Genomic DNA, 25,409 nt, shown 5'->3' with positions numbered 1-25,409 from the left:
AGAAATCTACTATAACGAGGTATGAAAATGGAGTTAATAGAAATTCTTTTATCACTTCCTATATGGGTCGATATAGGAGTCTCAGTATTTATTTTTGTGTTTTTTCTTCTCCTAAGAAAGCTTTTTACAAAATATGTATTTCGATTAATAATTAGGATGAGTAAAAAATCTCCTACCGCTTTATTTACTAATGTATTCCTCGCATTTGAGAAACCATTAAGGTGGTTTTTTGTATTCCTTGGATTATATTTAGCAATTAATGCTCTACCCTATGAACATGGGTTTGAAGCACGTATCACTCAAATGTATCGAACTTTGATTATCGTTTTAATTACATCTGGTCTTTATAATTTAGCATCAACCTCATCCCCTATTTTTGAAAAGGTAGGTAAGAAGCTTCATTTAGAGGTTGATAAAATATTAATACCAGTTCTTTCAAAACTCCTGCGTTTTTTAATTGTTGCAATAAGTTTAAGTGTAATTGCTCAAGAGTGGAATTTTGATATTAATGGTTTTGTAGCTGGATTAGGGTTAGGAGGACTTGCGCTTGCCTTTGCTGCACAGGAAATGATTGAAGATTTTTTTGGTGGAATTATTATTATGACTGAAAAGCCATTTACTATAGGAGACTGGATAAAAACGAAAGATGTAGAAGGTACTGTAGAAGAAATTAGCTTTCGAAGCACAAGAATTCGGGCGTTTCGCCAAGCAGTTGTTACAGTGCCGAATTCTACTTTAGCCAACACAGCAATATTAAATTGGACAAAAATGGGAAAAAGACAAATTACCTTTCATTTAGGTGTAACAAAATCAACGTCTAAAGCAAAGCTAGAAGCCGTTATTAAAGAAATTGAATTAACTTTAAGAAGTCATCCAGATATCCATCAAGAAACAATTTTTGTTCGTTTTGATGGATTTAATCAAAACAGCTTGGATATATTTTTATATTTCTTTACGAAAACAACGGTCTGGGGAGAGTACTTAGGAGTAAAAGAGGATATTAATCTTAGAATACTAGAGATTTTGCAAAAAGAAGGTGTCACAGTTGCTTTCCCTACTAGGACATTATATGTTGAATCAAAACCTCAAAAGAAAGAAGTTGTCACAGAAAAGGAAGTTAACCTAAACTAAGTTCTAAAAGTCTTTGCACGCGGCAAAGGCTTTTTTTACAATTGAAGTACTGTAACTATAAAGAGAATTGAATATAATTTCATTTTTTTTAACAAAACTGCGACGAATTTATATCCTTTTGCGTCTACATAGAGAATATCTAAATGAAAGGGGGAATAATCAATGTTTAACAAGAAACGTGATATTAATGATTGGTATATCGAGCATAGTCATTCTATTTTTAATTATATATACATGTTAACTCATGATTATCAAAAGGCTGAGGATTTAACTCATGAAACGTACATTAAGGCCTATAAGTCGTATGAAATGTTTCAACATAATTCAAGTCCAAAAACTTGGCTGTATCGTATTGCTCATAATGTGACAGTTGACTACTTCCGAAAAAGTAAGCCATTGGTTTTCTTTAAAAATTTATTCTTAGCTTCAGACCCCACTCCTTTACCTCAAGATATTGTAGAAATGAAAGAGGAGGTAAATGAAATCTATATGATTTTACAGAGATTAAAATCCTCTTATCGTGAAGTAATTATTTTACGGAAGATTAAAGAGTTTTCTACTAAAGAAACATCAGAAATCTTAGGCTGGTCAGAAAGTAAAGTCAAGTCAACCTTATCAAGGGCCTTAGTAGAATTTGAAGAAAGATTAATAAAGGAGGGTTATGAATATGAGCAAAAAGTGGAATTTTTCAGATCTAAATCAGGTTCGTTGGAGTGAACAACGAAAACAAGCCGTTCATTATAAAATAATGGAAGATATCGATAAGCTAGATCGCAAAAGAGGAAGAAAACATATTATGGCCTATTTAACGAGCTGTGCTTTATTTCTAGTTGTTTTATTTGGGGCTTACCAACTATTTCTGAATGAAGAACAGAACCCTGTTGTTGGAGAAGACGAAAAATTAGTGGTAGATGAGAACAAAGAGGAAATAAATATTCAGGAAAAAACGCTCAAGGTGAACGATGATTATAAAACTCTTCGTTACCATGGGACTATTTCTAGTAGTGAAGATTACTACGAAGTAGCGATGACTGACAACGATGTTATGTATTTTATTCCGGTAAGTACAAGGGCAACAATTGATATTTTGCAGCAGGTCAATTTCGAGTATGACTTTAACCAAAATCATAGAATTGCCTACGGTTTGCAGTTTGCCCGATCTGATATTCCGCTGGAGTCATACGAAATAAAAGACGGACATCTACATCTATATTTTCAAAAGAAGGACTTGATGAATTTACGAGGATCAACAGGTGCAAGTATGGGAATTTTTAGTATTCATACATTTGCTCGAAACTTTAGTGATCAAGTAACCCACTATACAGCTTATGGCGATGGTGAACCGTTTCTTCATGAAGGAGAAGGTTTCGATCTTATTAATGTTCCATTAGATACGAGTATGATGTACTTCCCAATGAAAACGCACAGAGGGATATTTCTTCAACAACAATACAATTACCAACTAGAAACAATTGAAACGGTACTAGGCCGACTGTTTGCTGTTCATAAATTAGCGGTAACAGATGAAGAGATAGACCTATCAATGATTTCTTTAGAAAAGATAGAAGAAAGGGATACTATGACGGTTTTTCGATTAGCAGGTGATCTCAACGAGGCTGTTAACAAAAATGACATCGAAAAAGTAAGCTTAAAGAACTTGATCATCCATGGTGTTGGAGCAAATGCTAGAGAACAGTTAGACCATGATCAAGTTCAAATCTATTTAAACGATGAATTGCTCTTTGAAGGAAATCTAAGTCACATTAGAATTAATGATATCGATGACATAATTTACCGAAAGACTGAGTCAACAATTAGAGCAACGCTAATTCCGAAAGCTAGTGCTGCGCTCACTCATTTAGAACATGAAGCTTGGGAGCTGTTAATGAGATTTATTCATCCTGACAAAGGGTTGCTATTTTCCCCATTCGCTAATGTAGATAAAGAACAAGATGTTAAATTTACAAGAGAAGAAGTTGCAGCTTTTGCTACAGATGAAAAGACTTATATTTTTGGACACCATTTTGCTATGGATAACTATGAATATGAGTATACTCCAAAAGATTTTGTGAAATCTATCTTCATAAATTTTGAATATCAAAATTTGATTGAGGAAAAAGTTCCTTATCAAATCGTAACGTTTAACCAAGAGTATAAGTCAAGTGGAGGGATCATTAATAATATTCCAGAAGCTTATCCTGAAGGAAGGTACGTAGAATTCTTTGCTCCGGCTCCAAGTGATAATGAGGTGCTATGGCAAGCACTACGGTTTGTATTCGAAGAAGGGGAAGATAAGCAATGGTATCTAGTTGCGATTGTACGAGATGTTCATTCCCCATAATTCTAAGCTGGTAGCTGCAGGTTTTGTAGCTACCTTTTATTAATGAATTCATTTATCCTTGCATAGAATTAATACTGGAGAGAAAAAAATCTCTTACTAACCCTTGGAATTCAAACTAATGTTAATTAAATTGTGAAATGATGGATAGAATAAAATAAAAATATAGTTTTATAACTAAGCATCCTGCATAATATTTAAGAATTTTTTAATCATTAGAAATATAAAATTTATTGTTACTATTCGCTAAGTTAACTGATACGTGGTTATGAACGTGGATATCTGTTATAATATTTCAGAATGTGTTCGAAAAAATAACATTTATACATATTAGGCATATACTTAATTGAGGTTGTATTTCACGTTTATTCAAAAGAACGAATACGAATACGTTACTAAATGTTTGGATGCATAGCAACAATAAATAGGTTAATACAGAAGTGTGGAGGTCCAACGTATGACAATCTACCATTTTATTGGAATTAAAGGGTCTGGAATGAGTGCTCTAGCTCAGGTACTACATGACATGAAATTTAAAGTACAAGGTTCAGATGTCGATAAAACTTTTTTTACACAAAAGCCTTTAGAAGCGAAAGGTATTGAAATCCTACCGTTTCACAGAGGAAATATTCAGGAAGGCCAAACATTGATTGCTTCACCTGCTTATAGTGAAGATCATGAAGAAATTTCTGAAGCACTTCAAAGATCAATGGATGTGCATAAATATCCGTTATTTTTGGGTCAGTTTATTCAAAACTTTACTAGTATTGCAGTAACAGGTTCACACGGAAAAACGTCGACAACAGGGCTTTTATCTCATGTCTTAGGTGCAGCAAAGCCTACATCGTTTTTAATTGGTGATGGTACTGGGAAAGGTGAAGTAGACAGTGAGTACTTTGTATTCGAAGCTTGTGAATATCGTCGTCATTTTTTAAATTATAAGCCAGACTATGCGATTATGACGAACATTGATTTTGATCATCCTGATTATTTCTCTGATGTGAATGACGTATATTCTGCTTTTCAAGAAATGGCCATGCAAGTAAAAAAAGCGATCATTGCTTGTGGGGATGATGAACATTTACAAAGTATTCAAGCACAAGTACCTGTAGTTTTTTATGGATTAGAAGATCATAATGATTTCCATGGGACGAATATTCAAGTTACGCCGGCCGGAACAACTTTTGATGTATTTGTTCGCAATACTTTTTATGGCACTTTTACAATACCTGGATATGGTGGGCATAATGTTAAAAATGCGCTAGCAGTTATTGCTTTATGTCATTATGAAGATGTACCTACACAAATCATTGCTGATCAACTTCAAACTTTCCCGGGTGTTAAAAGACGTTTTAGTGAAAAGTTTATTGGCGATCAAGTAATTATTGATGATTATGCACATCATCCAACTGAAATTTCTGCAACAATTGAAGCTACGAAGCAAAAGTATCCGCTTAGAGAAGTTGTCGCCATCTTTCAGCCACATACGTTTACAAGAACAAAAGCTTTCTTAGAGGAGTTTGCAGTTAGTTTAAGTAAGGCTGATCAAGTCTATTTATGTGATATCTTTGCTTCCGCAAGGGAAAATGGAGGAGCGCTAACGATCGAAGATCTACGAAGCCTAATTCCGAATGCAAAGTTAATTCATGAAGATACAATTGACCAACTTAAGCAACACCACTCAGGTGTGTTGTTATTTATGGGTGCCGGTGACATCCAGAAGTTTCAACAAGCGTATGAAGGGAAATTACCATAGGATGACCTCGGTCATCCTTTTTATTTTACCTTGACGAATGAATGGATTAAGTTTTTCTAACAGATTAGGCAACTAGAGAAAAAAAGTAGGTCTTATTTGCTTTAAAGAAGTATAAAAATAGGATGTAAAAAATTATATTTGCTCTCATTTCATTGTGTGGTAACATTTTCCTATGAAAGTACTGTATTGATAAAAGGTGGGATACTATGTTTGCTAGAAAAACACGAAAAATGAATAGTGACTTAGGGATAGCTGTGCTTGAAGAAGTAGAAATTGGAAAAGTTAAGCAAACTATTTTAATTAGAGGCGAAGATATCCATAATCCCATTATGCTTTTTCTACACGGTGGCCCTGGAACAGCACAGATTGGCTTTGCTCCTAAATTTCAAGGTGAACTTGAGAAGGAATTTACGGTAGTCAACTGGGATCAACGTGGATCTGGTTTATCATACTCTACGGAATTAAAGAAAGAAGACCTTTTAATCGAGCAGTTTGTCTCAGATACGATTGAGCTAATTACCTACTTACTGGAAAAATTTAAGCAACCAAAGTTATTTTTAGTTGGACACTCATGGGGGACCGTATTAGGAATACTTGTTTCACAGAAATCACCAGAATTATTATATAGTTATATAGGTATTGGGCAAGTAGTAAATATGAAAGAAGGAGAGAAGATCTCCTATGAATATACAATTAGAAAAGCTCAGGAATTAAACAAAAAGAAGGCCATAAAGCAGCTAGCAAACTATGATATAAATGACTTGAAAACGTTGGATATCCAAAGGAAATGGCTAACAGAATTTGGTGGCTCTTATATTAATGTCAGTATGTATAACCTAATTTATTCTAATATGATTTTTGCAAAGGAATATACATTTCGTGATTGGATGAATTATATGAAGGCTGGTAAATCGTCTTTACATGCACTTTGGGATCAAATGCTTGAAATTGACTTTCTCACAACTGCGACTGAATTACAAGTACCTGTCTATCTATTGACTGGGAAACACGATTATCAAACTCCATTTTCGTTAGCAGAAAGATATTATGATAAATTACAATGTCCTTATAAGGAACTAATTTGGTTTGAGAAATCAGGACATTTGTTAAATTATGAAGAAACGAATAAGTTTAACTATGTTTGTATCGAGATAAAGAAAGAACAGTGTATAGTTGTTTAAAGGAAAATATTATAAAAAGATGCAAGGAAGCTCGGCTTCTCTTGCATCTTTTTATTTGGCTGTTTTCGCAAAGTTTGTTGCTTTCGTAAAAATCCCAAAAGCCGGATTTTTACACAAATTACTAAGAATTCACCACTAATTTAGTAAGAAATGCTCTTTTCTTACATAATTTATTGGCTGATATCTTCATCTAGGATATTTTTCCGATAATTTTAGGATAGAAAAGCCACAATGTATACGAAAAGAGCCTTTTATTTGGCTGTTTTCGCAAAGTTTGTTGCTTTCGTAAAAATCCCAAAAGCCGGATTTTTAAACAAATTACTAAGAATTCACCACTAATTTAGTAAGAAATGCTCTTTTCTTACATAATTTATTGGCTGATATCTTCATCTAGGGTATTTTTCCGATAATTTTAGGATAGAAAAGCCACAATGTATACGAAAAGAGCCTTTTATTTTTATTTAAGATTTTCAGGATTTAACCCTTGTAATTCTTCAATCACAAATCTGCCATCTTTACGAATTAACACATCATCGAAATACATTTCACCGCCCCCGTACTCAGGGCGTTGAATGTTTACAATATCCCAATGAATGGAGGAATGGTTGTCGTTGAACGCATCATCGTAACATTGACCTGGCGTGAAGTGAAAGCTTCCATCTATTTTCTCATCAAATAAGATGTCTTTCATTGGGTGTTGAATAAATGGGTTTACGCCGATGGCAAACTCCCCTATATATCGAGCACCAGCGTCGGTGTCAAAGATCTTGTTCAAACGTTCCGTATCATTTGCAGTTGCTTCGACTATTTTACCATCTTTAAATGTTAATTTAATATTCTCAAATGTGAAACCTTGATATGGTGAAGGTGTGTTATAGGTAATTGTTCCGTTTACTGAGTTCTTAACAGGTGCAGTATATACTTCTCCATCTGGAATGTTCATTTCCCCTGCACATTTAATAGCGGGAATATCTTTAATAGAGAAGGTTAAGTCCGTCCCTTCCCCTGTAATCCGAACCTTATCAGTTTTGTTCATTAGGTTTACTAATGAATTCATAGCTTTATCCATTTTTCCATAGTCTAAATTACAAACATCGAAGTAGAAGTTCTCAAATGCTTCAGTACTCATGCTTGCAAGTTGTGCCATAGATGCACTTGGATAACGAAGAACAACCCACTTTGTTTTTGGAACGCGTATTTCTCTATGTACTTTTGTCCCTACTGTTTTGCCGTGAAGTGCCATTTTATCAGAAGGAACATCGGATAATTCACTAATATTATCTCCAGCTCGTAGGCCAATATAGGCATCCATTTTTTTCATTACATTTGCTTCAAATTCGGCAACACTGCTTAGTTGCTCTTCGTTTGCATTGAGCAAGAGAGCACGATCAACTTCGTGATCTTTAAGAGAAACAAAAGGGTTTCCTCCCGCTTTATATGCTTCTTCGATTAAAGCTTTAACAAGTTCTTTTTGAAGACCGAAATTTTCAATTAAAACGTTTTCTCCTTTTTGTAGTCTTACGGAGTAATTAATTAAGTTTTTTGCTAAGATTTGAATTCTTGGGTCTCTCATAAGGCACCTCCAAAATAAATAATTCGATTATAAAAATATTTTACCCTTTAAACGTTCCTACGTCTAATTTCTTCAAAATAATTTAAGAAATAAATTAAGAGGAACTTAGGACATTTTGTAGAATAGGTATAGGAGTGATAAAATATAATTGGATATTTTTATAGAATAAATTAGTACGTAGAAACTTTAATCTTGTTTGATTTTTTTGGATTTAGGGTAAAGCTTCATTATGGAAAGTATTACTTCAAGGGGTGTAAAAAAGAATGGAAATTATTTTGTATTTAAGTATTGCTTTAGTAGCAATAGCCTTTACTGTTTTGGTTATTTATATTGCGAGAACCTTAACGGCAGTTCAAAAAACATTACTTAATGTTGCGAATACGATGGAAGGGTTAAATAAACAAATGGACGGGCTTACACGTGAAACGACAGAACTACTTCATAAAACCAATCAATTAGCTGATGATATACAGGAAAAATCTAAATCATTAAATAGTGTTTTTCATTCTGTAAAAGACCTTGGTGGTTCACTAAATGGTTTAAATCAATCGATACGCAAAGTATCTGACTCAGTTGCTAGAACTACCGAGCAACAAAGTGATAATATTGCCCAAACAGTTCAATGGGGAAATGTTTTAATCGACTTATATTCGAAATGGAAAGCTAAAAAAGCGACAGAACAATCAAAACAGATGTAAATTGCTACTAAAATTAGGCATTTTTTTAATGTACTTACACGTTTTGCCTATATTTTGAATAAATAATGTTAAATAAGGGAGGAAGAAAACAATGAGTAATGATAATAATATGAACACAAAAGATTTCGTTATTGGTGCATTAGTAGGTGGTATTGTGGGAGCTGCTTCTGCTCTACTACTAGCCCCTAAGTCTGGAAAAGAACTAAGAGAAGATTTAAATCAGCAAGCTCTTACAGCAAAAGAGAAAACTTCAGGATTAACACAAACGGCTATAGAAAAGAGTTCGCAATATGCAAATATTGCTAAGGAAAAATCTTCAACCATTGCTAAAACAGTATCTGAGCAATCTTCACAATTAATAGGTCGTGTAAAAGAATTAACAGAGAGCGTAAAAAAAGACGTAGAAGAGTTAAGTCAATCAGCTGATGAGTTAACTACAGATTTTGAAGAGGCTGGAATTGAGATTGCTAACACTGTGAAAAAAGAAGTAGCAGAATTACATGATGCTGTCGTAGAAGAAGAAATTAGTGAAGAGGAAGTTATCCCTACCAGAGCATAAAAAACTTTGATTAGGATTACGGGAAGATTGCATAAAGGCTTTCTCTAAAAATTAGGGAAAGCCTTTATGTATGAAGCAAAACATAAATAAAAGGGGTTAAAACATGCCATTACAAAAGCTGTCTACATTTGAAGAGTTAGAGCAATTGCTTTCTGAAAAAGATACCTTATTATTTTTAAAAAATAGCACGACATGTCCAATTAGCCATGAAGCATATCGTCAGTACGAGAAACTCGCTAATGAATTAGAAGAAACCATTTATTTCCTTAATGTTCAAGAAGCGAGGCCGTTCTCAAATGAGATTGCTGAAAAATTTTCTGTAAAACATGAAAGTCCACAAGTTCTTCTTTTTAAAGATAATAGTGTGACATGGAATGCATCTCATTGGGATATTACTTATAAAAACTTGAAAAACAATTATCATCAATAAATGGACAGAAAAAAAAGCTAGGTACCTAGCTTTTTTTTTCTGTCCATTTAATTTCAAGTTGATCTCCTGTATGAATAGGGGTTGAAAACGAGGCATTATTTTCGTTTCTTAAGATGGATAATGTCTTGCTTTCTTGAGCTGATAAATTAAATTCTACAAAACGAAAGACATCTTGAAAGATAAAAGGATCTTTTGCCTTTACAGTGACAGTTATTTGGTCACTAGGAAGTATTTGTGAATGTAATTCTAACGTTTGTCCTTGACGGTTTACCTCGACTAATGGTTTTGTTATTTTTACTTGCTGACCATTAAAGAACACGGTGATCTCATGTAAAGCCGGAATTTCTTGATGGGTAAGAAGAGTCTCTACGGTTAGAGGATGTTTCTCAATCCCTTTAATATTTATGACATCTCCATTTTGTACCCATGTATTTGGATGTGCTTTGACTCCATTTTTTGTAATGAGATCCTCAAGCAATATGGAAATTTTCTTTTTGTTAAGAAAAACCACAAATGGTTTAAGGCTTTGACTAAGGTCGTAAAGGTGAAGTGTAGGGAGGATCTCCTCAATTGTATAAGAATGCTTCATATCAATAACATCACGATCTTTAATTGCATCTTCTAAAGTTGTGGTGTTCCCATTCTTTATTATTTTTGCAGCTACTTGATAGCTCTTACCGTTAATAGTAACAGTGGAAGAAGGAAGAGCTTCTAAAACATCGCCTACTGTAGCAACGGCACTTTTACCATGAGCACCAGCTTGGACAAAAATAGCATCACCTTCTTTAAGTGGTGTATCTAAGTTACAAGCCTCACCATTTCTTTCAAGTATAGGAGGTTGTCCATGTTCTCCGGGAATAGAAATGAGCCGACCATTTACAGTTACCATAATTGCCATCCCTGGCTTTCCATATAACTTCGATAACTCTACTCCAGCAGCTATTAGTCCATCACCCACTGTTAACTGTTTGATATCAAACAGTCGGATTGTCTGTTCATTTACTCTTACACTAACGTATTCAACTGGACTTTCTTTAGCTGCAATTGCTATTCCAATTGGTGTGACTAGTTCTGGACCAGCAGGAATTGAAGGGGGAATAGATAAAGATTTTATTGCATCAATACCCCTTATTGCTACCCTATTCTCAGGTAGTTGAAGTGATTTAGCAATTTCTTTCGCTAAATTTGGTGTCATTGAACCGCCACCAACTAACATAACTGCTTTAGGTGGTTTCTTATTTAAGTTTAGTATCTCAGATGTAATACTATGAGCTAGATTTTCAATGGCACCGGAGATAGGTTGAATAATATCTTCTCTTGAATAACTGGTCTCGAACCCTAAAATATCAGTTATAATAACTTCTTCGTGTGTAGTTAACTGTCTTTTAACTAACTCAGCCTCAGGAAAATCGAGTAAAAATTGATCACTAATGGCCTCAGTAATCTCATCACCTGCAACGGGTACCATGCCGTAGGCAGTTACTGTTCCTAAATCGGTAATCGCAATATCCGATGTCCCTGCTCCAATATCCACTAGCGCTACATTTAGCCGACGCATCGAAGGAGGAATTAAAACGTTAATAGCTGCAATTGGCTCTAGTGTCAAAGCTTCTAATTCTAAACCAGAACGGGTAAGTGCAGCAAGTAAAGACTCGACAACGACTTTAGGTAAGAAAGTTGCAATAACTTCAGCAGATGCAACATACCCGCTTTGATCTACAAGACTACCAATTTCTTCACCATCAAGTTGGTAAGATAGCACTGAATAACCAACACAGTAGTAGTTGATACTGTGATGATCTTCTTGTTCTAATGCAATTTCATATTGTGCTTTTTGTACGGCACTCAGTTCAAGGTGTAAGATATCTTTTCGTTCAAACATTGGCTTTTTTGTAATATCTACTTCGACTTTTGCACGTTTGGTTTTCAATGACCGCCCAGCAGCAGCTACGCAAACCTTTCGGAGTGGCCCATGTTTTTGTTCAAGTTTTTCTTTGATGGTAGTAATGACTTTTGTTACAGCCATCACATTATGTATTTGACCGTCAACCATTGAACGCTCATCATGTTCTTGGATCTCGATATCAATGATCTCGTAACCATCGTCACTATCTTTTAAAAGCAAACCAACAACTGAACGTGTTCCAATGTCTAGTCCGAAAATTGGTGATGATTCCATAATTACTCACCTTCTTTATCTAGGTAATTTAATTGATTTTTATTGAAAAAATGCATTCAAACAAAGTTGTTATCACTTTAACACTTAAAAGCGTTTAATTATTAAAGAAAAAATTGGTGACAAGACTTGTATAATCGTTTATAATAATCCCTAACTTATAAGAAATGTACCATACTTTGAGAAACTTTTAAATAACTAAACGAGGAGTGGAGTAGGAATGGGTAATGAACAGTTAGAAGAGCTGAGAAGTAAGTTAGATGAGGTGAACCTTAAGTTATTAGATACAATTAACGAAAGAGCAAAGTTGGTTCAAGAAATTGGTAAAGTTAAAAGTGCCCAAGGTGTTAACCGCTTTGATCCAGTCCGCGAACGCAAGATGTTAGATTTAATTTCAGTAAATAATGAAGGGCCTTTTGAAACGTCTACTTTATTGCATTTATTCAAGCAGATCTTTAAGGCGAGTTTGGAACTTCAAGAAGACGACAATCGTAAAGCGCTTCTAGTATCTAGGAAAAAACATCCTGAAGATACAATTGTAAATATTAAAGGTGAAGCAATTGGTGATGGTATACAACGCTTAATAGCTGGGCCATGCTCTGTTGAGAGTTACGAGCAGGTAGCAAGTGTTGCAAAGGTTCTTAAAGCACAAGGCGTGAAGATATTACGAGGCGGAGCATTCAAGCCAAGAACTTCTCCTTATGATTTCCAAGGACTTGGATTAGAAGGACTACAGATCCTTAAACGTGTAGCGGATGAATACGATATGGCTGTAATTAGCGAGATTGTTGATCCCAAGGATATAGAAGCAGCTGTTGAGTATCTTGATGTCATTCAAATAGGTGCAAGAAATATGCAAAACTTTGAACTACTTAAAGCAGCAGGTTCTGTAAATAAGCCTGTGTTATTAAAGCGTGGGTTAGCAGCAACAATAGAAGAGTTTATTAATGCAGCTGAATATATTATTTCAAAAGGGAACGGAAACATCATTCTTTGCGAACGAGGTATTCGTACTTACGAAAAAGCTACGCGTAATACATTAGATATTTCAGCAGTGCCGATCTTAAAACAGGAAACACATTTACCTGTAGTAGTTGATGTAACGCACTCTACAGGTAGAAGGGATTTACTCCTACCTACTGCTAAGGCTGCTTTAGCAATTGGTGCTGATGCGGTTATGACAGAGGTTCACCCTGACCCAGCAGTAGCTTTATCAGATTCTGCACAGCAAATGGATTTCGAACAATTTAGTAAATTTATGGGTGGTCTTAGAGAATCAGGATTGTATAAGTTATAAGATAATACACTATGGAAAAGTGGCTTAGAGGTTCTAAGCCACTTTTCATATATTGATTGCTTAAGTTCTCGCGTAAAAAAGAATAGTTCACCATCCAACGAGATATCCTAACAAAAAATGGGTAGGAGTTGGAAAATAATGAAGGGTATATTTACAATGGTAGTTCTAGTACTATTTATCTGTAGTAGTTGTAATGTAGGAAATTTTCAAGGTCAAATGGATACACCACTTGAGTATTCTCAGTATACTGCTCCAGTCATTAATGACTATGAATATGAGCAACTTATTTCTTTTTTATATGAAGCTGAAATCATGATGAGAAAGCCGATTGAAGACGCCACAATGAATGATGATGGAATAAAAATATTTTCAAATCCAATTAAAACAAAACATGATCTTTTTTTGTATTATCAAACGTATTTATCAAATGAACTTGCTGATACGATGTCACGTAAGTTGAGCGATTTAAGTAAAAGTCGCGACTATGAGTATTTAGCTGTGTCTAATGATGACATTGAATGGTTCAGTATTCATGATGCTGACCGTGACTCAATTAAGGTTATTCAACATACCACTGTTCAAAGTGTAGTAGAAATGAATGTAAAAACAGACCCTAATACGCGAATTCAGTATACGGTTATGAAAGACGGTCTTGGAGAAAATCCGAAGATTGTTCAAAAAACTGTTTTGTATAACTAAGGTTGATCTCCTTAGCTTCTTTCATACATAGTCGTTGAAAAGTAAAAATAAATTTAGGAGAAAAATCCGACAAAAAATATGAAATTCTTAAAACATTTATCTTTTTTGTCGATATAAGTAATGTAAAGGATTGAAGACCTCCTAAATGTATCGTATGATAAGGTTAAATTCTTGAAAACATGAAAACCATTTTATGGATATTATAGAGGAGGCTTTTTTACGTGAATACGACAATTTATGATGTAGCAAGAGAAGCAGGGGTTTCAATGGCAACTGTATCCCGTGTAGTGAACGGGAATCCAAATGTAAAACCGACGACAAGAAAAAAGGTCTTAGAAGCAATTGAAAAATTAGGTTACCGCCCTAATGCTGTAGCGCGTGGTTTGGCTAGTAAACGCACAACAACAGTAGGAGTAATTATTCCCGATATCTCAAGTATTTTCTTTGCAGAGCTAGCAAGGGGAATTGAAGATATTGCCACTATGTATAAATACAACATCATTTTATGTAATTCTGATCAAAACAAAGAAAAAGAAATTCACCTTATCAACACGTTATTAGAAAAACAGGTAGATGGGATTGTATTCATGGGTGGAGAGATTACTGAAGACCACGTAGAAGAGTTTAAGCGTTCACCAGTACCGATTGTATTATCAGCAACAGTAGATGCAAAAAAAGAATTTCCGTCTGTAAACATTAACTATGAGCAAGCTGCTTATGATGCAGTGAAATTTTTGATCGAGAAAGGTCACAAGCGAATTGGCTTACTTACAGGTTCCCTTGAAGATCCAATAAATGGATACCAAAAGTTTGTAGGCTATAGAAGGGCGATTGAAGAATTTGCGAGCCCATTCCATGAGGAAAATGTTGTAATTGGAGACTATACGTACGACTCTGGTATTGAAGCAATGGACAAGTTCTTAGAGTTTCCTGAACGCCCGACAGCAATCTTTGCTGGTTCAGATGAAATGGCACTTGGGATTATTCACGGTGCACAAGATCGTGGGTTACATGTACCAGAAGATTTAGAGGTTATTGGCTTTGACAATACGAGATTAGCTGCCATGGTTAGACCGACGTTAACTTCAGTTGTTCAACCAATGTATGATATAGGTGCAGTTTCTATGCGTTTGTTAACGAAGTACATGAATAAGGAAGAAGTAACAGATGAAGTTGTACTACTTCCACATAGAATTGAATTTAGAAATTCAACCAAATAAAGAGAGTGAGTTTCAGTTAGGGAGAGGAATATGAAAAGATTTGACATGTTGACACCAATCGGAATATTTTTAGGGTTAACCATGGTTATGTTTGCTATTTATAGTACTAGTAGATCCTTTGGTGGTGTGATTTACTTTGTACAGTTATCCTCTATTTTTGTTGTGTTTGGTGGATTAATAGCAGCTCTCTTAATCAATTTCTCGATGAAAGAGATTAAACTAGTCCCAAAGGTCTTTAAAGAAGCATTTAATGAGGATCGTCAGGACTTAACAACCTTAATAAATACTTTCGTAGAGCTATCTACAAAGGCAAGAAGAGAAGGATTACTTGCACTAGAAACAACACTCGAAGAAGTAGAAGATCCCTTTATCAAAAAAGGTGTTTTACTCGCTGTAGACGGAATTGAACCCGAGATTATTAAAGATATTATGATGGCAGAAGTTGTTGCGATGGAGGAGCGCCACCGTAAGGGCCGAGCAATTATCGAAAAGTGTGGGGAATATGCTCCCGCTTGGGGTATGATTGGAACACTAGTTGGTTTAGTGTTAATGCTTCAAAATTTAAATGACCCATCCACATTAGGACCTAATATGGCAATAGCTTTATTAACAACGCTTTATGGTTCTTTACTTGCAAATCTTGTATTTATACCTATGGCTAGTAAACTTGGAAACAAAACTGATGAAGAGGTTTTTGTCAAGCAAATCATCGTTGAAGGTGTTATTGGCGTTCAATCAGGCCAAAATCCGAAAATATTAGAAGAGAAATTAAGTGCCTTCCTACCTGAAACTAGCAAGAATAAGTTTGAAGTTGAAGGGGAAGGAGCAGCCGTGGATGGAGCGTAGACGTCAACAAAAACAAGATAAGGGTGCACCGAAATGGATGGTAACCTTTTCCGATTTAATGACTCTTATTCTAGTATTCTTTATACTTTTATTTTCCATGTCAGTTGTAGACGCAACTAAGTTTCGAGCAGTTGCAGAATCTTTTCAACAAAGAGCAATTTTTGAATTTTATCCGTCATTAATACCTTTTGAAAATCCAGCTGAGGACACGAATGTAAAGAGAGACCCATCTAATGATGTGAATGATCCTTTTCGCGACCTTAAAACTAAAGAAAAAGATAATGATTATGAACTAGATTTACTAATTCAAGAAGTTGAACAGTTCCTACAAGAAAACCAGTTAACCGAGGTTATTTCAGCCTCAAGAGATGATCGTGGAGTGGTACTGGTTTTGCAAGAGCGTACGCTATTTGAAACTGGAGAAGCTCAAATTCTAGAAGGGGCTAAACCGTTCCTAGCAAAAGTGGGTAGCCTACTAGAAACAATTCCAAACTTAGTTAAAGTAGAAGGACACACGGATAGTAGACCAATTAGCACATTTCGTTACCCATCTAATTGGGAATTATCAGGAGCAAGAGCAAGTAGTGTTATTCGTTATTTAATAGAAGAAAATGAAATTGAGCCTTATCGTTTCCTAGCTGTTGGATATGGCGATACAAGGCCTGTCGTACCAAATACGACGGTTGAAAACCTTCAAAAAAATCGCCGTGTTGTCATAGTTATTTCTGACCCTAATTATAATGAAAGTGAACTATATTAATTACCTAGGAGGTTATCCTAGGTTTTCTTTTTTTGGACAAAAATGTACAATGGTAAAGACTACGAAATGTATTGAATATTGAAAGGGTGTCTTGAATGAAAATAGGGATTATTGGAGCAATGGACGAAGAGATTAAACGATTAAAGGAAAACATTGAGATACAAGAAGAAATAGTAAAAGCAACAATTACTTTCTATGTAGGAACGTTCGAAGGTAAGCAAGTAGTAGTTTGTAAATCAGGTGTTGGAAAAGTCAATGCAGCTATTACTACTCAATTACTTGTTGACATTTTTGCAGTGAACAAGATTATATTTACAGGTGTAGCTGGAGCAGTTGACCCAGAACTAAATATTGGCGATATTGTTATTTCTACGAGTGCTGTTCAACATGATTTAGATGCGTCTGCCTTAGGGTTTAAAAAGGGTGAAGTTCCGATGTTTGCTTATTCATCAGATTTTCCAGCAGATGAGCAGTTAATAAAGTTAGCTGAACAAGCGGCAAAAAATCTTGATGATGTAAAAACTGTGAAAGGTAGGATATTAAGCGGCGATCAATTTATTGCTGACCATAAAAAAGTCGAGGAACTAGGACACCTCTTTGAAGGAAAGTGTGTAGAGATGGAAGGGGCTTCGGTTGCCCATGTAGCGATGCTAAACGATATTCCGTTTGTGATTATTCGTTCTATGTCGGATAAAGCTAACGGTGAAGCTGATGTGAATTTCACTGAATTTACCAAGTTAGCATCAGAACGTTCTTTCTCAATTGTTCATTCTATGGTAGCGGGTATGTAATAAATTAATGTAGGTCATTATCAGTAGTCTTGGTTGAAAAGACTATGATAATGACCTTTTCCATGCAATTTAACCATCCCTCACTCTTTTATAACCATGTTAATCCTCTCTCTTCCTTAATTTCTCCTTCTCATTCCTAAGATGTGAAAGAGCTTTTTCTAGGGTAAGTGAGTTTTTTTCGGAAATCTCTTTTTTTCGTGGTATTTCTGGATAGAGAGGTGACGGATCTTCCCAAGTTGTTGGTAACTCAACAGGTGCATCTTTCTGCCACCTTTTTAACCATTCTCCCGGAAGAGAACCAGTGCCTATCTGATTGTCTGTCATCTCTAACCAAAGCATGGACCAAGCCCGTGGGACAACTCTCCATATATCATATCCACCACCACCAACGGCAATCCATTTCCCACCGCAATATTCGTGGGCAATCTCATGGGCTAGCTTTGGGATCTCTCGATATATTTCCATCGTTGAGCAAAGATGTGTTAGTGGGTCATAATAATGTGAGTCCACTCCGTTTTGGGTAAGTATTACGTCAGGTTTGAAAAAATCAGCGACCTCTCTTAACGATGTTTTGTAAGCATGGATCCATGATTCATCCTCGGTAAATGCATCTACAGGAACATTAATGGAATACCCATAACCCTTTCCACTACCGCGTTCATTGACGTTACCCGTACCAGGAAATAGGAAGCGACCAGTTTCGTGGATGGAAAGGGTACAAACGTCATCATCATCGTAAAAAGCCCATTGGACACCATCTCCGTGGTGGGCGTCAGTGTCTACATAAAGGACTCTTGCATTATATTTTTTGCGCATATATTCAATGGCAATAGAACTATCGTTATAGATACAAAATCCAGAAGCTCGACCTTTAAACCCGTGATGTAGTCCTCCACTAAGGTTACAGGCGTGTAAGTAGCTGCCACTCATGACTAGATCAACAGCAGTTAAAGTTCCTCCTACAAGGAGAGCGGCTGCTTCATGCATGTTAGGGAACATTGGCGTATCGTCCGTACCAATACCATAGCTTGTAGCCATTGATGGTCTTAATTCTCCTTTGCTTGCAAGTTTGACAGCGTTTACGTATTCTTTATCGTGAATAAGTAATAGCTCTTCATCTGTTGCTAATCTTGGTGGAATAATGTCTTCTGGTTTTAAGGCATTACATTTACCAAGTAAATCATACGTTAAATCGAGACGTTTTTGATTAAAGGGGTGATCATTAGAGAATTTGTAGGTTTGCTGCTCTTCAGAATAAATAAAAGCGGCATTCTTCATAATGACATCCCCGGTAAGTTTGGCCATAAGACTTTATAGCCTTCCCTTTCTATATCAGAAATAACCCCCCGTGGATCCATCGTCTGTAGTCTGAAAACAAGTACTTTTTTTTCTAAGTCTTGACTTGGGTATACCAAAACACTTGTGATGTTTATATTGCGTTTTTTAATAATTGTAGCTATTTCCGCAAGCATTCCTGCAATATTCTCTACTAGCACTTCAATTTGCGAGCTAGGCTGATGAGCCCCCATTAGTTGTACGAGTGTGTGTAAAATATCAGTTTCTGTAATGATTCCGACTAATTTATCATCTTCTTCAATTGGCAAGCAACCGATATTATGTTCATAGAACATAGAAGATACATCTTCAACGAAATCGAGAGGATGTGCAGTAATGACATCTGTTATCATAATCTTTGAAACAGGGTTTGCAAAATAATCAAGATGTTCTTCTGTATCAAAAACAGATGACCTGGCATCTCGAATATCCCGGTCGGAAATTATTCCAACTAGATCATCAGTTTCATTGACAACTGGCAAATGGCGAACGCGATTTGCATTCATTAGTTCATGTGCTTCATTAATGGTAGAGCTATCTAATATCTTTATGACATTTCGTTTCATTATTTGTTCAACAATCATTTAGAATTCACTCCCCTATCATGGATTAAGATTTTTTATGTAGAATTTTTTCTGGGAAGTGCTAAGTCATGAGGTAATACCAAATTCTACAGCTCATTTATTAGTACATAAAGCGATTTTGGAATCGAATCCTATCAAATCTTTGAATTGAGTCCTGATCTATTCTATTTCCAATTCGGACCATTAAACAATTTGCCGGGTGAGAACAGATTTCAGGATCATCAGTTGCAAACCAGACTAATCCGCCTGCATTCATCATTTTCTCCATAGCTTTACGATAGTCCCAAACAGATAAACCAGTACCTTTTAAATCCCAGTGCCAGTAATATTCTGTTGTAATGATTATATAATCGTTCATAGCGTCATCCATCATGGAGACCCGGAGCATATTCTTACCTACCTTACACCCACGATAAGGTGCAGCAACTTCAATGGCACCTAATTCAAGCAAGTTGTCCATGTTTGCTTCGGACCATCTTTCTAATTCGTCCGGATATATAAATGTTGCATATCCGATGATGGTGTCATGGTCTCTAGCAATGATAATTCGCCCTTCTGGTAGATCGGCAATGCCTAGTAGAGCATGAAACTGTTTTTGAGCTGGTCTAAAGGCTACTAAACCTTCGTGAAATTTATAGGAAGCAAGTTCCTTTGCCGAGATAGGTCCTTCAATAATTAGCGTATGTTGTCCTGCTTTTAATTCTAGTGCATTGTAAGTTTTTTTGTGTATCATTCAAGCACCACCTTAGAAATAAAGAATAATAGAAATTAACTATATTATACATGAAAAAAAGGATTTTTTTATCATTTTGGAGAATTTGACTTATAAATAGTTAAAATAATTTAAACAATTGAGAAAATTCTATAAGTATATTACAATAAATATATTGTTATAGAACATAAGTATAGAGGGGGAAATATATGAAAATGCCAATAATTCCTGCTGTAAAAGGAGACTTTCATTTAGAAGATTATGAAACAGTTGTGGAAAGCTTTGATTGGAGTCAAGTTGAGGAACAATTTTCTTGGTATAAGACTGGGAAGATGAATATAGCATTTGAAGCAATTGACCGTCATGCTCAAGGTGTCAAGAAAAATCAAGTTGCCCTCTACTATAAAGATGATTTTAGACGTGAGAAATATACGTTTAAAGAAATGATGGAAAATACAAATAAAGCAGGTAATGTTCTAAAGCAACTTGGAGTTGAGAAAGGTGACCGAGTCTTTATTTTTATGCCAAGGTCTCCTGAACTATATTTTTGTTTGCTAGGAGCAATTAAATTAGGTGCTATAGTTGGGCCACTTTTCGAAGCATTTATGGAAGCGGCTATTTTTGACCGTTTAAATGATAGCGCTGCAAAAGTTTTGGTTACGACACCAGATTTAGTGGAGCGTGTTGCTAAAGATAATTTACCCAACCTTAAGAAGATCGTATTAATTGGTGATGAAGTAAGTGAAAATGACAAAGTGGTTAATTTTAAACCATTATTTGAACAGGCGAGTAAAAAATTAGAAATTGAATGGGTTGACCGTGAAGATGGGATGCTTCTTCATTATACATCAGGCTCAACTGGAAAGCCTAAAGGAGTCATGCATGCACATAACGCAATGATACAGCAGTACCAGACAGCAAAATGGGTACTCGATTTAAAAGATGATGATATTTATTGGTGTACAGCTGATCCTGGCTGGGTTACTGGAACTGTCTATGGAGTATTTGGACCATGGCTTCATGGTGTTTCTAATGTCGTTCGCGGTGGACGTTTTAACCCCGAAGATTGGTATAAGACCATAGAAGAGTATGGAGTTACCGTTTGGTATAGTGCACCGACTGCATTTAGGATGCTAATGGGCATAGGAGAAGAATTAGTTAATCGTTTTGACTTAACCTCATTACGCCATATTCTTAGTGTTGGTGAGCCGCTAAATCCTGAAGTCGTTAAGTGGGGAGTAAAAGTGTTCCATTTACGAATTCATGATACTTGGTGGATGACTGAAACCGGTTCGATGATGATTTGTAACTACCCATCATTAGGGATAAAGCCTGGTTCAATGGGTAAGCCAATTCCAGGAGTTGAAGCAGCTATTATTGATGATCAGGGTAACGTTCTACCACCTAATCGAATGGGGAACCTAGCTTTGAAGAAAGGTTGGCCATCAATGATGCGTGCGATCTGGAATAATCCTGAAAAGTATAAAGAATACTTTACTCATAATGGTTGGTATATTTCAGGAGATTCTGCTTACATGGACGAAGAAGGTTATTTCTGGTTCCAAGGAAGAATTGATGATGTCATTAATACTTCTGGGGAGAGAGTTGGTCCATTTGAAGTGGAGAGCAAACTGGTTGAACATCCGGCAGTTGCTGAAGCAGGAGTAATTGGCATCCCTGATCCTATTCGTGGCACAATTATTAAGGCCTTTATTTCGCTTAGAGAAGGCTATGAACAAAGTGATGAACTAAAAGAAGAAATCACCCTATTTGTTAAGCGGGAGCTTTCTGCTCATTCAGCACCTAGACAAATTGAATTCCGTGATAAGTTGCCAAAAACAAGAAGTGGTAAGATTATGAGAAGGGTATTAAAGGCGTGGGAGCTAGATTTACCTACAGGAGATCTTTCTACAATGGAAGATTAAACGGTTAAAAAGAAAGTGCATGGTCCTCATAAAAGGAAACCATGCACTTTCTTTTCTTTTTTATATTCGAAAACTAACGAGTAGATTTCGAAAGAATTTCTTTATAGAGTGGTTATAGGTAAGCTCATCTAATGGATCTGGAATTACGCCATTATCATCGTCGTCGTCATCACCATCACCATCACCAGGTGGCTTTGGAGGTTTATTTTTATCTCTATCTCTAGGACCATCTTCATTAGATGGGTCATCGAAATCGTCATCACCAGGAGCATCTAGCGAGTTTCCGGTATAGACAACCTGAGAACCTGAAGACTCTCTACCTAATACGTCAACTGCAGTCACTTTATAGGTAAATGACCCTGTATTAAGCTTCATTTGAAGCTCTTGATCAGACCTAACTATATTAGCAACTGCAAATGAGTCGCTGCCGCTTGCAGCACGGTATACTCGATATCCTACAATATCCTCATCGTCGTGAGCACTCCAGAGGAGTGTATCACCATCTACCCAAACCGTGGATATTGGTCCAGGAGTTTTCCCGTTGTCCTCTGCAAATCGATCAGGAATAATACGTTCCCAATCAATCGGGATAAATTCTAAGATACTCTCATCTTCAAAGTATTCGTTTTTAATCGTTATTCCAGATTGAGTAAACTCTTCTGGTGTACTCTCAAGTGCACGGTATGGTTCACCTTGGAGCATCACAAATCTTACTCTTTCAAGGCTATCATCGTTTGCTGTAGGAACATATTTTACATTGAACAAGTCAGTTTTTACAAGTCCTGCTTCATGACATAATTCAGATGGAAGCAATCCAGAAATTCCACAAAACATTTGGCTGACTATCCCACTAGGCATTTTAAAACCTTCAGTTGGTGAGATATAATCTGGATCCACATCGTAGGCAGCATTTGCTAGAGTTGCCCAGATTTTCTGAGTTCTTGGTCCAGTTCTTCCTTTTAATGGGCGATTTGTATCGTATCCAATCCAGACACCCATCGTAAAGTTTGGATTAAAGCCTACATACCAAGAATCGTACGCACTATTCGTCGTTCCAGTTTTACCTGCTAAGTCAGTTTTGAAGTTTAGCATACCAGGTAAGCCAGGTGCTGTTCCAGGTGGAACATGTACATCTCTTAGCATATCTAAAGTAAGATATGCCGTTTGTGGAGAAAATATTTCGCTCTCCTGATGCTCGTGTTGGTAAACAAGTTTTCCATCCTTTGATACAATTTTGTCTATCATATAAGATTTTATAAATTTGCCTTCATTCGCAAACACTGTATAGGCATTTGTGTTCTGTTCTACGGTAACCCCTAAATGTAAACCACCGATTGCTGTTGGTTCAAAAGGCTCACCTTTGATGAGATTGTTAATTCCCACTTTTTCGAGTGTTTCTCTAGCGTAATCATGCGGAACACGGTTAAAAGCTTTAACAGCAGGAACGTTTCTGGAACGTTGAAGTGCCTCACGAGCTGTCATCAAACCAAGGTGATTATTACCAAAGTTCGTAATTTCCTTTTCTGGTTCATTTTTATAGTACATTGTTGTATCAGCTAGGATATATCCAGGTTGTAATAAACCTAATTCCATAGCTGGAGCATATGCAAGAAGTGGTTTCATTGTCGAACCGTTTTGACGATATGCTTGTGTAGCATGATTGGTGCTCTCACGGCTATGGTCACGTCCACCAACGAAAGAGATAATCGCCCCTGATTTGTTATCAAGAAGAATTGCACCAACTTCTTCAGGTTCACCTAAATCATTTACTCCACCAAATAAACTACTATCCTTTATAGCTTGTTGGTGTGCATCATAGATGTCTTTATTAACAGTTGTGTAAATTTGATAGCCGTTTCGACGTAAATCACGACGAGCTTGCTCGCGATATTTACCAGCTAGTGCGATTCGTTCTTCGCGTTCTTCAATATCTTCTAATATTACTCCGTCTTTTTCCATCATCTGCATAGAAAAGATCTCAATAGCTCTTCGTTCCACTTCTTGTAATAAGAATGGATATTCAGAGAGAGTAGTTGGTGTCGGGTCAGTTAAATTTGCACGAATATCATATTTTAGGGCAGCATCAAATTCTCTTTCCGTAATATAACCTTTATCTCTCATCCTTGTTAATACAGTCCTCATTCTGTTTAAAGATGGTTCAAGATTTTCCTTAACTCCACGTCCTTGAGATAAAAATGGGGTATACCCAAATGGACTTTGTGGCAAACCGGCGATATAGGCTGCTTGTGGTATAGATAAATCACTTGCATCTACACCAAAAATACCTTGAGCGGCTGCTTGGATACCTGCAATATTTCTACCATTTGCGTTCCTACCAAATGGAACAACGTTTAAGTATGCAGCCAAGATTTCATCTTTCTCAAAGAAATTTTCAAGACGCATGGCCAAAAGAATTTCTTTTGCTTTTCTTTCAAAGGATACTTCATTTGTTAATATTTGGTTTTTAATTAATTGTTGTGTTAGTGTACTTCCCCCAGTTTGAATAGAGGAGTTAGAGAACTCTTGATAAGTAGCTCGTAAAATAGCTTTAGGGACAATTCCATCATGTTCAAAGAAGTATTCATCCTCAGTTGCAATAAATGCATTAATAAGGTGTTCTGATACGTCTTTAATGTCAATTTCTCTTCGCTCTAATTCAGATGGTAGGTCACCTAAATAAACATCATTAGCAAAGTATATTTCAGTAATTTCTTCATAGTTATAGATATCCATTCTCATTTCTTCTTTGTTTCGAATTGGCTCGTTCATAACCAGTGAGGCAAAGAAACCGGCACCTGCTCCGCCTACAAAAAGCATTAGTGAAATAACCCCAACAAAAAAGATTAATAATAAATTCCATACTACTTGATAGGTTATTCTAAAGCTTTTAAAAATCTTTTTGCCATTTAAAAAATTTACGATAGATTGTATTGAGAATCGTCTATCAGAACGTTTATTATCCATGGATTAATACCTCCTAAATGTTCACAAAATATTATATCATATATTGTCGTTTGTTGGATATGAAGCCAGCTGAAAAAGTAAACATTGACAATATGGTATATATTTGATAAAAATATAGCAATAATACATTCAATATGTAAAAGCTATGAATGGACAACAGTAGTAGGCAAATCCCTGTTAAAGTATTGTTCCAGACAATTGATTTGGAACAACTTGTTAGAGAGCTGGTGGAAGGTGCAAACCAGTACAAACTTGCTTATGAATTACTTCCAAGAGCTTCCTTTGCGAACAGTGTTTTACGTTAAGTAGTAAAGGACGGATTAAACCGTTATTTTTACCGAAGTGGAAGGTAATAATTACTTTCAACAAGGGTGGTACCGCGACTAAATAGCTCGTCCCTTTTTTGGGATGGGCTTTTTCTATTTTTAGAAGGC

Annotated in this window: 21 protein-coding genes and 1 other annotated feature; of the genes, 15 read left to right on the top strand and 6 right to left on the bottom strand. The window is 36.0% G+C overall.

The window, feature by feature from the left end:
* The first annotated feature begins 27 nt into the window (after positions 1-27).
* From DS745_RS19805 to DS745_RS19785, 5 genes are all read left to right on the top strand, one after another.
* Positions 28-1,131, top strand: a complete 1,104-nt coding sequence (locus tag DS745_RS19805; protein ID WP_129079938.1) for a mechanosensitive ion channel family protein — start codon at positions 28-30, stop codon at positions 1,129-1,131.
* 162 nt (positions 1,132-1,293) lie between these two features.
* Positions 1,294-1,848: an RNA polymerase sigma factor gene (locus DS745_RS19800; RefSeq protein WP_129079937.1), complete on the top strand. Its 555-nt coding sequence runs from the start codon at positions 1,294-1,296 to the stop codon at positions 1,846-1,848.
* On the top strand, positions 1,799-3,472 hold the full coding sequence (locus DS745_RS19795) for a hypothetical protein (protein ID WP_129079936.1): 1,674 nt from the start codon (positions 1,799-1,801) through the stop codon (positions 3,470-3,472). Before DS745_RS19800 ends, DS745_RS19795 begins: the two co-directional genes overlap by 50 nt.
* Before the next feature lie 454 nt (positions 3,473-3,926).
* Positions 3,927-5,225: a UDP-N-acetylmuramate--L-alanine ligase gene (gene murC, locus DS745_RS19790; RefSeq protein ID WP_129079935.1), complete on the top strand. Its 1,299-nt coding sequence runs from the start codon at positions 3,927-3,929 to the stop codon at positions 5,223-5,225.
* A gap of 206 nt (positions 5,226-5,431) precedes the next feature.
* Positions 5,432-6,406 (top strand): alpha/beta fold hydrolase, encoded by a 975-nt coding sequence (locus tag DS745_RS19785; protein WP_129079934.1) that lies wholly within the window; start codon positions 5,432-5,434, stop codon positions 6,404-6,406.
* 457 nt (positions 6,407-6,863) lie between these two features.
* Here DS745_RS19785 and DS745_RS19780 read toward each other — a convergent pair whose 3' ends face one another.
* Positions 6,864-7,979, bottom strand: coding sequence for an aminopeptidase (locus DS745_RS19780; RefSeq protein ID WP_129079933.1), 1,116 nt, complete (start codon positions 7,977-7,979; stop codon positions 6,864-6,866).
* 263 nt (positions 7,980-8,242) lie between these two features.
* On the opposite strand from DS745_RS19780, the gene DS745_RS19775 reads away from it, so the two are divergent.
* The 3 genes from DS745_RS19775 (at position 8,243) to ytxJ (ending at position 9,666) form a co-directional block, all read left to right on the top strand.
* Positions 8,243-8,677 (top strand): DUF948 domain-containing protein, encoded by a 435-nt coding sequence (locus DS745_RS19775; protein WP_129079932.1) that lies wholly within the window; start codon positions 8,243-8,245, stop codon positions 8,675-8,677.
* Positions 8,678-8,768: 91 nt separating this feature from the next.
* Positions 8,769-9,236, top strand: a complete 468-nt coding sequence (locus DS745_RS19770) for a YtxH domain-containing protein (protein ID WP_129079931.1) — start codon at positions 8,769-8,771, stop codon at positions 9,234-9,236.
* A 103-nt stretch (positions 9,237-9,339) separates the two neighbouring features.
* The gene (gene ytxJ, locus DS745_RS19765) at positions 9,340-9,666 is read left to right on the top strand and encodes a bacillithiol system redox-active protein YtxJ (RefSeq protein ID WP_129079930.1); all 327 of its coding nucleotides are present in this window, start codon (positions 9,340-9,342) and stop codon (positions 9,664-9,666) included.
* A gap of 25 nt (positions 9,667-9,691) precedes the next feature.
* On the opposite strand, the gene DS745_RS19760 is transcribed toward ytxJ, so the two are convergent.
* On the bottom strand, positions 9,692-11,845 hold the full coding sequence (locus DS745_RS19760; protein ID WP_129079929.1) for a cell division protein FtsA: 2,154 nt from the start codon (positions 11,843-11,845) through the stop codon (positions 9,692-9,694).
* A gap of 217 nt (positions 11,846-12,062) precedes the next feature.
* Between DS745_RS19760 and DS745_RS19755 the strand changes: the two genes are divergently transcribed.
* The 6 genes from DS745_RS19755 to DS745_RS19730 all read left to right on the top strand — a co-directional run bounded on the left by DS745_RS19755 (position 12,063) and on the right by DS745_RS19730 (position 17,455).
* Positions 12,063-13,139 (top strand): bifunctional 3-deoxy-7-phosphoheptulonate synthase/chorismate mutase, encoded by a 1,077-nt coding sequence (locus DS745_RS19755; RefSeq protein WP_129079928.1) that lies wholly within the window; start codon positions 12,063-12,065, stop codon positions 13,137-13,139.
* A 138-nt stretch (positions 13,140-13,277) separates the two neighbouring features.
* The gene (locus DS745_RS19750) at positions 13,278-13,838 is read left to right on the top strand and encodes a hypothetical protein (RefSeq protein WP_129079927.1); all 561 of its coding nucleotides are present in this window, start codon (positions 13,278-13,280) and stop codon (positions 13,836-13,838) included.
* A 221-nt stretch (positions 13,839-14,059) separates the two neighbouring features.
* Positions 14,060-15,058 (top strand): catabolite control protein A, encoded by a 999-nt coding sequence (ccpA, locus tag DS745_RS19745; protein WP_129079926.1) that lies wholly within the window; start codon positions 14,060-14,062, stop codon positions 15,056-15,058.
* Positions 15,059-15,088: 30 nt separating this feature from the next.
* Positions 15,089-15,904, top strand: coding sequence for a flagellar motor protein MotP (gene motP, locus DS745_RS19740; protein WP_129079925.1), 816 nt, complete (start codon positions 15,089-15,091; stop codon positions 15,902-15,904).
* A complete protein-coding gene (gene motS, locus DS745_RS19735; RefSeq protein WP_129079924.1) occupies positions 15,894-16,664 on the top strand; it encodes a flagellar motor protein MotS in 771 nt (256 codons plus the stop codon). Before motP ends, motS begins: the two co-directional genes overlap by 11 nt.
* A gap of 95 nt (positions 16,665-16,759) precedes the next feature.
* Positions 16,760-17,455: a 5'-methylthioadenosine/adenosylhomocysteine nucleosidase gene (locus DS745_RS19730; protein WP_129079923.1), complete on the top strand. Its 696-nt coding sequence runs from the start codon at positions 16,760-16,762 to the stop codon at positions 17,453-17,455.
* 99 nt (positions 17,456-17,554) lie between these two features.
* Here the strand turns inward: DS745_RS19730 and DS745_RS19725 are convergent, their stop codons facing one another.
* From DS745_RS19725 to DS745_RS19715, 3 genes are all read right to left on the bottom strand, one after another.
* On the bottom strand, positions 17,555-18,760 hold the full coding sequence (locus tag DS745_RS19725) for an acetoin utilization protein AcuC (RefSeq protein ID WP_129079922.1): 1,206 nt from the start codon (positions 18,758-18,760) through the stop codon (positions 17,555-17,557).
* The gene (locus DS745_RS19720; RefSeq protein WP_129079921.1) at positions 18,730-19,374 is read right to left on the bottom strand and encodes an acetoin utilization AcuB family protein; all 645 of its coding nucleotides are present in this window, start codon (positions 19,372-19,374) and stop codon (positions 18,730-18,732) included. The genes DS745_RS19725 and DS745_RS19720 overlap by 31 nt, the downstream gene beginning before the upstream one ends.
* Positions 19,375-19,474: 100 nt before the next feature.
* Positions 19,475-20,107, bottom strand: coding sequence for a GNAT family N-acetyltransferase (locus DS745_RS19715; protein ID WP_129079920.1), 633 nt, complete (start codon positions 20,105-20,107; stop codon positions 19,475-19,477).
* Positions 20,108-20,295: 188 nt separating this feature from the next.
* Here DS745_RS19715 and acsA point away from each other — a divergent pair, with 188 nt between their 5' ends.
* Positions 20,296-22,011 (top strand): acetate--CoA ligase, encoded by a 1,716-nt coding sequence (acsA, locus tag DS745_RS19710; protein WP_129079919.1) that lies wholly within the window; start codon positions 20,296-20,298, stop codon positions 22,009-22,011.
* Positions 22,012-22,071: 60 nt separating this feature from the next.
* Here the strand turns inward: acsA and DS745_RS19705 are convergent, their stop codons facing one another.
* On the bottom strand, positions 22,072-24,975 hold the full coding sequence (locus DS745_RS19705; RefSeq protein ID WP_129079918.1) for a transglycosylase domain-containing protein: 2,904 nt from the start codon (positions 24,973-24,975) through the stop codon (positions 22,072-22,074).
* A 136-nt stretch (positions 24,976-25,111) separates the two neighbouring features.
* Positions 25,112-25,378, top strand: a binding site (T-box leader).
* The last annotated feature ends 31 nt before the right edge of the window (positions 25,379-25,409 follow it).

Source organism: Anaerobacillus alkaliphilus (genome assembly GCF_004116265.1).
In the GTDB taxonomy this organism is placed as follows: Bacteria; Bacillota; Bacilli; order Bacillales; family Anaerobacillaceae; genus Anaerobacillus; species Anaerobacillus alkaliphilus.
The sequence above is the reverse complement of the archived record's forward strand: the minus strand, read 5'-3'. Positions and strand labels throughout refer to the sequence as shown.

Coding starts and splice junctions, on each gene's coding strand:
- DS745_RS19805 (WP_129079938.1), top strand. CDS start 28: ATGGAGTTAATAGAAATTCTTTTATCACTTCCTATATGGGTCGATATA.
- DS745_RS19730 (WP_129079923.1), top strand. CDS start 16,760: ATGAAAATAGGGATTATTGGAGCAATGGACGAAGAGATTAAACGATTA.
- DS745_RS19795 (WP_129079936.1), top strand. CDS start 1,799: ATGAGCAAAAAGTGGAATTTTTCAGATCTAAATCAGGTTCGTTGGAGT.
- motS (WP_129079924.1), top strand. CDS start 15,894: ATGGAGCGTAGACGTCAACAAAAACAAGATAAGGGTGCACCGAAATGG.
- DS745_RS19760 (WP_129079929.1), bottom strand. CDS start 11,845: ATGGAATCATCACCAATTTTCGGACTAGACATTGGAACACGTTCAGTT.
- ytxJ (WP_129079930.1), top strand. CDS start 9,340: ATGCCATTACAAAAGCTGTCTACATTTGAAGAGTTAGAGCAATTGCTT.
- acsA (WP_129079919.1), top strand. CDS start 20,296: ATGAAAATGCCAATAATTCCTGCTGTAAAAGGAGACTTTCATTTAGAA.
- motP (WP_129079925.1), top strand. CDS start 15,089: ATGAAAAGATTTGACATGTTGACACCAATCGGAATATTTTTAGGGTTA.
- DS745_RS19715 (WP_129079920.1), bottom strand. CDS start 20,107: ATGATACACAAAAAAACTTACAATGCACTAGAATTAAAAGCAGGACAA.
- DS745_RS19775 (WP_129079932.1), top strand. CDS start 8,243: ATGGAAATTATTTTGTATTTAAGTATTGCTTTAGTAGCAATAGCCTTT.
- murC (WP_129079935.1), top strand. CDS start 3,927: ATGACAATCTACCATTTTATTGGAATTAAAGGGTCTGGAATGAGTGCT.
- DS745_RS19720 (WP_129079921.1), bottom strand. CDS start 19,374: ATGATTGTTGAACAAATAATGAAACGAAATGTCATAAAGATATTAGAT.
- DS745_RS19725 (WP_129079922.1), bottom strand. CDS start 18,760: ATGGCCAAACTTACCGGGGATGTCATTATGAAGAATGCCGCTTTTATT.
- DS745_RS19770 (WP_129079931.1), top strand. CDS start 8,769: ATGAGTAATGATAATAATATGAACACAAAAGATTTCGTTATTGGTGCA.
- DS745_RS19800 (WP_129079937.1), top strand. CDS start 1,294: ATGTTTAACAAGAAACGTGATATTAATGATTGGTATATCGAGCATAGT.
- DS745_RS19750 (WP_129079927.1), top strand. CDS start 13,278: ATGAAGGGTATATTTACAATGGTAGTTCTAGTACTATTTATCTGTAGT.
- DS745_RS19755 (WP_129079928.1), top strand. CDS start 12,063: ATGGGTAATGAACAGTTAGAAGAGCTGAGAAGTAAGTTAGATGAGGTG.
- DS745_RS19705 (WP_129079918.1), bottom strand. CDS start 24,975: ATGGATAATAAACGTTCTGATAGACGATTCTCAATACAATCTATCGTA.
- DS745_RS19780 (WP_129079933.1), bottom strand. CDS start 7,979: ATGAGAGACCCAAGAATTCAAATCTTAGCAAAAAACTTAATTAATTAC.
- DS745_RS19785 (WP_129079934.1), top strand. CDS start 5,432: ATGTTTGCTAGAAAAACACGAAAAATGAATAGTGACTTAGGGATAGCT.